The following is a 5983-nucleotide window of genomic DNA, read 5'->3' as shown; positions in this document are numbered from 1 at the left end:
GAGATCGCCTCGCGCCATGACCAATTACCTATCAAAGCCGGCGCACCGCGCGCAGGCGATCTCACGAACTCATGATCTGCACTCCAGACAGGACCTAGCCCAGTTGCCCGAACAGTTCCTTGGCGTCGTCCCCCAGGTAGGGGCCCGTCATCGTCTGCCGGCTGGCCCCGGACCGGGGCGAAGTGATGCCCAGCGAGACGTTGCTGACCAGGGCCCGCCGCCCGCCGACCTCGGCGAACCAGCCACCGCCGCTTGCCCCGCTGGTCATGGTGCAGCCCATCCAGAGCATGTCCGGCTTGGGCCACGACTGACCGGTGCCGGGGAAGTCGGTGGTCGGCGAATCACAGCGGTACATGCTCTGGCCGTCGTACGGTGTGTCCGCCGGATAGCCGAACGACCGCACCCGCAGGTGGCGCGGCGCGTTGAAGGCGATGTCCGTGCCCTGGCCGACGGCCTGCTCGAGGGTTTTCCCGCCCTGCGGGGCGACCAGGAACGCGCCGAAGTCGAACGGTGAGGCGGTGGACCCGCTCTCCGGTTCGGCGTCCGACTCCCACTGCCTGCTGACCGCGAGGGTCCGGGCCGGCCAGCGCCCGTAAGGTTCCCGCGCGGCCTGGGTCCGGCCTTCGCCGTCATAGCCGGGGATGAACGTCACCCGGTTGTAGAAGTCCCCGTTCTTCCCCCCGTGGAGGCAGTGCCCGGCCGTCCACACCATGTCCCCGCTGGGATGGTGCACAACTGTCCCACTGCACTCGGCGGACCCGCCGGGCACCTGGAAGAAGATCTTCCCCTGGACCGCGTTCTCCGTACGGGCGTACGGGGCCGACACCTGCTCGGCCGACACCGTCTTCGGCTGCCGGTAGTCCGGTTGTCCGGAACCACCCGGTGGCTGCTGCGGAGTATCGGCTGGCGCCTCCGGCTGGGTGGCCTGCGGACCCTGCGGCCGGGCGTCCTGTTGCCGGCTCGGATCCCACCAGTCCTTGTTGTCGCGGACTTCCTGGTCGGTGTAATCCTTGCTGGCCATCGCCGACTTCTCAGCCGCCCGCATCGCCAGTGACCCGCTCAGCAGCAACCCGAGGACCGTCACGAGTACCCCGGCCACCACGGACACAGTGACTGTCCGGTTGCGACGAGCGTGATCGTAGCTGTACGACACCTCTCAACCCCCCAATGGCGTAACCCTTCGGATGATAGGGCTACCGCCTACTACGGGGACGGGGTGGTGATGCTGCTCTTCGCCGTCGGCCGGGATCCGGGAGTGTGCTGGATCGGCGCTTTGCCCTCCTGGAAGCTGACGCAACGCTGCTGCTCGGGTGCGCTCCGGGGGCCGGCGAGCAGGATGCTGTCCATCTTCGACGCTGTCTGCAGCGTGCAGACGATCTGCCCGAGAGCCGTTGCGGCCAGCCCGGTCAGGGGGATGTCGAGGCGGATGAGGAGTGGCGTGTCGCCGTCCAGAAGCGGCTTCGTCTGTACACCGCCGAGGGGGACGCCCGTGCTGTACCCCTCGGCGGCCTCAGCCTCGGTCGGCCCGAACGCCAGCTCCTCCAGGAGCCGGTTGATCTGGCTGGCCCGTTCCCTGACCGTCGTCGGATCGGCACCAGGGGCTCCGGCGAGCAGCGGCACCACACCGCTGCGGGGCACCGCCTGCAGCCGGTTGTTGCGGGCCAGGTAGATCTCGTGCCCCCCCTCCTGCGGAGGCGGCGTCGTGCTGGGCGCGGGGACCCGGGTGGCCGGGCGGCCCGCGCCGATGGGCCCTTCGGTCGTACGGATGCCGCAGCCGGACAGCCCGACTACGGCGAGTGTGGCCACCGCGACCGCGACCGTGAACGTACGTGACTGACGGTCGGTCATGCGGGGTCGCCGCCGTCCCGGGAGTCGTCCGTACGGCGGTCCTCAGGGTTGTCGGGCACCTCGTCCGGCAGATCGTCGGGATCGGCTTCCAGGTCGTCCCACGAGTTGTCCATCGAGTCGTCCGGCAGCCGGTCGTGCCGCCCGTTGCGGCCGCCCGGGCGGTCGCCGTGCCGGAAGTGGTCGGGGCCGAGCCCGAAGTCCTCGTCGGCCGGCGGCACCAGCGGGATGCGCAGGGTGAACTTGGCCCCGCGCCCCGGCAGGTTGGTCGCGAAGGCGATTCCGCCGTGGATACGGGTGTTCTCCTTGACGATGGACAGGCCCAGGCCGCTGCCTTCGGAGCGGGCCCGTGAACTGTCTGCCTTGTAGAAGCGGTCGAACACGTGCGGCAGGACATCCTCGGGGATTCCGGGGCCGGTGTCGGACACGGCGATCACGAGGTCCTCAGTGTGCGGCTCGGGCAGCAGCCCCGGCTCGGTGCCGCGCGGTTCGCGGCTGATCTCCACCGTCACCGGGGAGCCGCCGTGCTTGAGTGCGTTGCCGACCAGGTTGGACACCATCACGTCCAGGCGTCGGGGGTCGACCCGGGCGACGATGCCGCGCGGTGCCGCCAGGTGCACGGCGTCCATCCAGGCGCGGGCGTCGAGCGCCGCGGTCACCAGGTCGGCGATGTCGACGTCGTCCACGACCAGGGCGGCGGTCCCGGCGTCGAAGCGGGACACCTCCATGAGGTCTTCCACCAGCGTCGCGAGGCGTTCGATCTCGGCGACCACCAGGCGGGCCGCCGGAGCGCCCTGTGCGCCCAGGCTGTCGGCCTCCTCCTCCAGGAGTTCGCTCACCGCGGTCATCGCCGCCAGCGGCGTGCGCAGTTCGTGCGACACGTCGGCGACGAACCGCCGCGACGAGGACTCAAGGGCGCGCAGCTCGGTGACGCTGAGCTCCAGCTTCTCCGCTGATTCGTTGAACGTCCGCGCCAGATCCGCGAGTTCGTCTGAACCCCGGACGTCGAGCCGGGTGTCCAGACGCCCGGCGCCCAGCGCCCCGGCCGCTTCACCGAGCCGGCGGATCGGCTGCAGGATGTGCCGCGCGCCGAACAGGGCGAACACCGCGGCCCCACCCAGCGCGAGCAGCACACCGGTCGTCAGATAGCGGGCCAGCGACGTCAGATCGGTCTGTTCGGCGTCCAGCGACTTGAACATGTAGCCGGTCGGTCCGCCGGGCACCACGGTGGTGCCGCCGACCAGGTAGGGGTCGCCGCGCACTTCGATCCGCTGGAAGAGCATCTGGTACTTGCCGTCGGGGCCCGGCTTCTCGACGACCGTGCGCAGCGACGTCGGAACCATGCTGAGGGTGAACTTCAGGTCGGACTCCGCGGGCTGGGCGTCCGAGCCCACCAGCACGACCTTGTAGCCGAAGCTGTTGGTGCTCATCCGTTCCACGGTGTTCATCAGAGCGGCGTGGTCCGGGTCCATCGGCAGCGTCCCGGCCTCCCGGCCGAGGCTGTCCCGGAACTCCTTGAGCACCGATTCCTGAGTGCGCGCCAGGACCGCGGTGCGGGTCAGCCAGTAGGCGATCCCCGACGCCGCGACCGCGGAGATCAACGCGACACAGGCGAACGCGACCAGGACCCGGAACCGCAGGCTGCTCAGCCGCAGTGCGTGCACGACCCGCACGGTCGTGCGGCGCACCCGCCCTCTTCTGTCACCGCTCAACACTGTGCCCGTCGCATCGACTGTTGTGGCTGCCTCACCCGTACGGCTTGGCCTGAGGACTGTTCCGGCACTCACGGCGGGTCGAGGCGGTAACCGACACCCCGGACCGTACGGATCAGGCTCGGCGCGGCCGGGACATCCTCGATCTTCGCCCGGAGCCGCTGCACACACGCGTCGACGAGCCGGGAGTCGCCCAGATAGTCGTGCTCCCACACCATGCGCAGGAGTTGCTGCCGGGACAGGGCCTGGCCGGGCCGCTTGCTCAGCTCGACGAGCAACCGCAGTTCGGTCGGTGTGAGCTGGAGCTCCTCACCGGCCTTGGACACAGTCATCGCACTGCGGTCCACGACCACGTCACCGAACACCGAAGCGTCGGTGACCTCACGCTCACCGCGCCGCAGCACCGCCCGGATCCGGGCGTCGAGCACCCGGGGCTGGACAGGTTTGACCACATAGTCGTCGGCACCGGACTCAAGGCCCACCACCACGTCGATGTCGTCGTTGCGCGCGGTCAACAGGATGATCGGCAACGAATCGGTGCGCCGGATACGACGGCACACCTCAAAGCCGTCGATGCCGGGGAGCATGACGTCGAGCACGATCAGATCGGGACGCTGCTCACGCCAGCGGTCCAGACCGGCCTCGCCGGTGGCCGCGGTCACCACACGGTGACCCTGACGACCTAGGGCGAGTTCAAGACCGGTGCGGATGGAATCGTCATCCTCGATCAGCAGGAGATGGGACACGGAGCCCATTGTGTCGGATGCCACGAGCATGAAGAGGTCTCCGGGTGCGTTTCCGGTTCCTCAAGGGGCAGCGCCTGTTGCACAGCTGTGACAGAGAGCGGACGGAGCCATTAAACCGGCACGGCAGGCTTAGGGCCGTGAACAACCAACGTCCACGGGGAGAAGCCATGAACGCTCAGGCAGTTCTTACGGGTAACCGCACCGCCAACCGACGCAACATCGTCGCGCTGGCCGCCGTCCCCGCCCTGTCTGACGCCGGACAGGTTTCCACGGCGGCCAAGGCCCGGGTCAACACACCGGCTGATCCGTCGGTCAACGAAGAGTTCACCGCGTACGTCCGCGAACGGCGCTCGTCGCTGTTCGCCACGGCCTACCACCTCACAGGTGACCGCAACGAAGCCGAAGACCTGTTGCAGAGTGCGCTGATGAGCACCTACCAGGCGTGGGGCCGCATCCAGGACAAGGCCGCGCTCGGCGGCTACCTGCGGCGCACGATGACGAACCTGCACATATCCGCATGGCGGCGGCGCAAGATCGGGGAGTACCCCACCGAGGAGCTCCCCGAGCGCATCGACCACTCGGACGCGGTCGGCGACAGCGAACTGCGCGCGGTCCTGTGGCAGGCGCTGGCCAAGCTGCCCGAGCCGCAGCGCACGATGCTCGTCCTGCGCTACTACGAGGGCCGCACGGACCCCGAGGTCGCGGCGACGATGGGTGTCAGCGTCGGCACGGTGAAGTCGAGCATCTGGCGCGCGCTGCGCCGACTGCGCGAGGACGAGGTCCTGAGCTTCGACGAGGACGAGTCCTTCGCCGAGCTGGTCGCCTGATCCCGCGCGGTTCCAGACCCGCACTGTTCGGTTTTCATCCGGTCCCGCTACGGCCCGGTGGCGCGTTTCCCCCAATGAACCGGTTGATGGGAAACACGCCACCGGGCCGTAGTCGGTTCCAGGTGCGTCACGGGTCCGTGGATTTTTTTCGTACGGTCCACTCCTGCGCGTCGTCCGGACCAATGAGTCACCGGAACGGGTGACGTTCCCCCCGTTCCTTTGCTTCCGGTGTCACCGGCTGACTACGGTCCGTGTTCGATACGGGGTTTTGGCTACGGACAAGGAATTCCCGCATGGCTTCCGCACTGCGCAAGGCGCTGGTCGTCTCCTCCCTGGGTGCCGCGATGGCCCTCGGGATGGGTGCTCCGGCTTCGGCGAACCACCTGGCCGGACTCCCCGACGGGCTCTCCCAGCCCGATGTCGAACCTGACACGGCAGTGCCGGACAGGAACACCACCGACCCCACGGGCGGTGCGGTCACCGCCGTCCCGGCCGCCGTATCGCCGGTCACGCGGTTGCCGCTGAACCCGACCGCGGCCACCGGGGTCGACCCGCTGTCGAACTCGGTCGGCACGAACGTCAACGACGACGGTCCCGCGGTCAGCAGCGGCGCGGTGACCGGGAAGCTCGGCCGGGGCTCGTCCTTCGACAGCCTGATGCGCAGCGTCCGGTAACGAGCGGTCCGTACAAAAGCGGTCCGTACAAAAGCGGTCCGCAGGAAACACGAAGGGCGGGGGGGGGCCCCCCCGGGGGGGGGGGGGGCGGGCCCCCCCCCCCCCGGGGGGGTGGGGGGGCCGCCGGGGGGGCGCGGGGGGGGGGGGGGGCGGGCGGGGGGCCCCCCCCCGGGGGGCCG

6 protein-coding genes are annotated in these 5983 nt (G+C 69.5%); 2 read left to right on the top strand and 4 right to left on the bottom strand.

What is annotated here, in order from left to right; translation table 11 throughout:
* Nucleotides 1-94: 94 nt before the first annotated feature.
* The 4 genes from AC0Z36_RS29035 to AC0Z36_RS29020 form a co-directional block, all read right to left on the bottom strand.
* Nucleotides 95-1099: a trypsin-like serine peptidase gene (locus AC0Z36_RS29035; protein WP_485466063.1), complete on the bottom strand. Its 1005-nt coding sequence runs from the start codon at nt 1097-1099 to the stop codon at nt 95-97.
* Between the two features lie 104 nt (nt 1100-1203).
* Nucleotides 1204-1848, bottom strand: a complete 645-nt coding sequence (locus tag AC0Z36_RS29030) for a hypothetical protein (RefSeq protein ID WP_485466062.1) — start codon at nt 1846-1848, stop codon at nt 1204-1206.
* Nucleotides 1845-3533 carry an ATP-binding protein gene (locus AC0Z36_RS29025; RefSeq protein ID WP_485466061.1) on the bottom strand — a complete coding sequence of 563 codons (1689 nt, stop codon included), beginning with the start codon at nt 3531-3533 and terminating at the stop codon, nt 1845-1847. The genes AC0Z36_RS29030 and AC0Z36_RS29025 overlap by 4 nt, the downstream gene beginning before the upstream one ends.
* 95 nt (nt 3534-3628) lie before the next feature.
* Nucleotides 3629-4303 carry a response regulator gene (locus AC0Z36_RS29020; RefSeq protein ID WP_485466060.1) on the bottom strand — a complete coding sequence of 225 codons (675 nt, stop codon included), beginning with the start codon at nt 4301-4303 and terminating at the stop codon, nt 3629-3631.
* A gap of 167 nt (nt 4304-4470) precedes the next feature.
* Between AC0Z36_RS29020 and AC0Z36_RS29015 the strand changes: the two genes are divergently transcribed.
* Together AC0Z36_RS29015 and AC0Z36_RS29010 are read left to right on the top strand one after the other, a co-directional pair.
* Nucleotides 4471-5130: a SigE family RNA polymerase sigma factor gene (locus AC0Z36_RS29015; protein WP_485466059.1), complete on the top strand. Its 660-nt coding sequence runs from the start codon at nt 4471-4473 to the stop codon at nt 5128-5130.
* Nucleotides 5131-5423: 293 nt separating this feature from the next.
* A complete protein-coding gene (locus AC0Z36_RS29010; RefSeq protein WP_485466058.1) occupies nt 5424-5804 on the top strand; it encodes a hypothetical protein in 381 nt (126 codons plus the stop codon).
* Nucleotides 5805-5983: the final 179 nt, after the last annotated feature.

Source organism: Kitasatospora sp. UYEF31 (assembly GCF_057291755.1).
The sequence above is the reverse complement of the archived record's forward strand: the minus strand, read 5'-3'. Positions and strand labels throughout refer to the sequence as shown.

What these genes read in the sequence shown, in the direction of transcription:
- AC0Z36_RS29030 (WP_485466062.1), bottom strand. Translation starts at nt 1,848, where the DNA reads ATGACCGACCGTCAGTCACGTACGTTCACGGTCGCGGTCGCGGTGGCC.
- AC0Z36_RS29015 (WP_485466059.1), top strand. Translation starts at nt 4,471, where the DNA reads ATGAACGCTCAGGCAGTTCTTACGGGTAACCGCACCGCCAACCGACGC.
- AC0Z36_RS29010 (WP_485466058.1), top strand. Translation starts at nt 5,424, where the DNA reads ATGGCTTCCGCACTGCGCAAGGCGCTGGTCGTCTCCTCCCTGGGTGCC.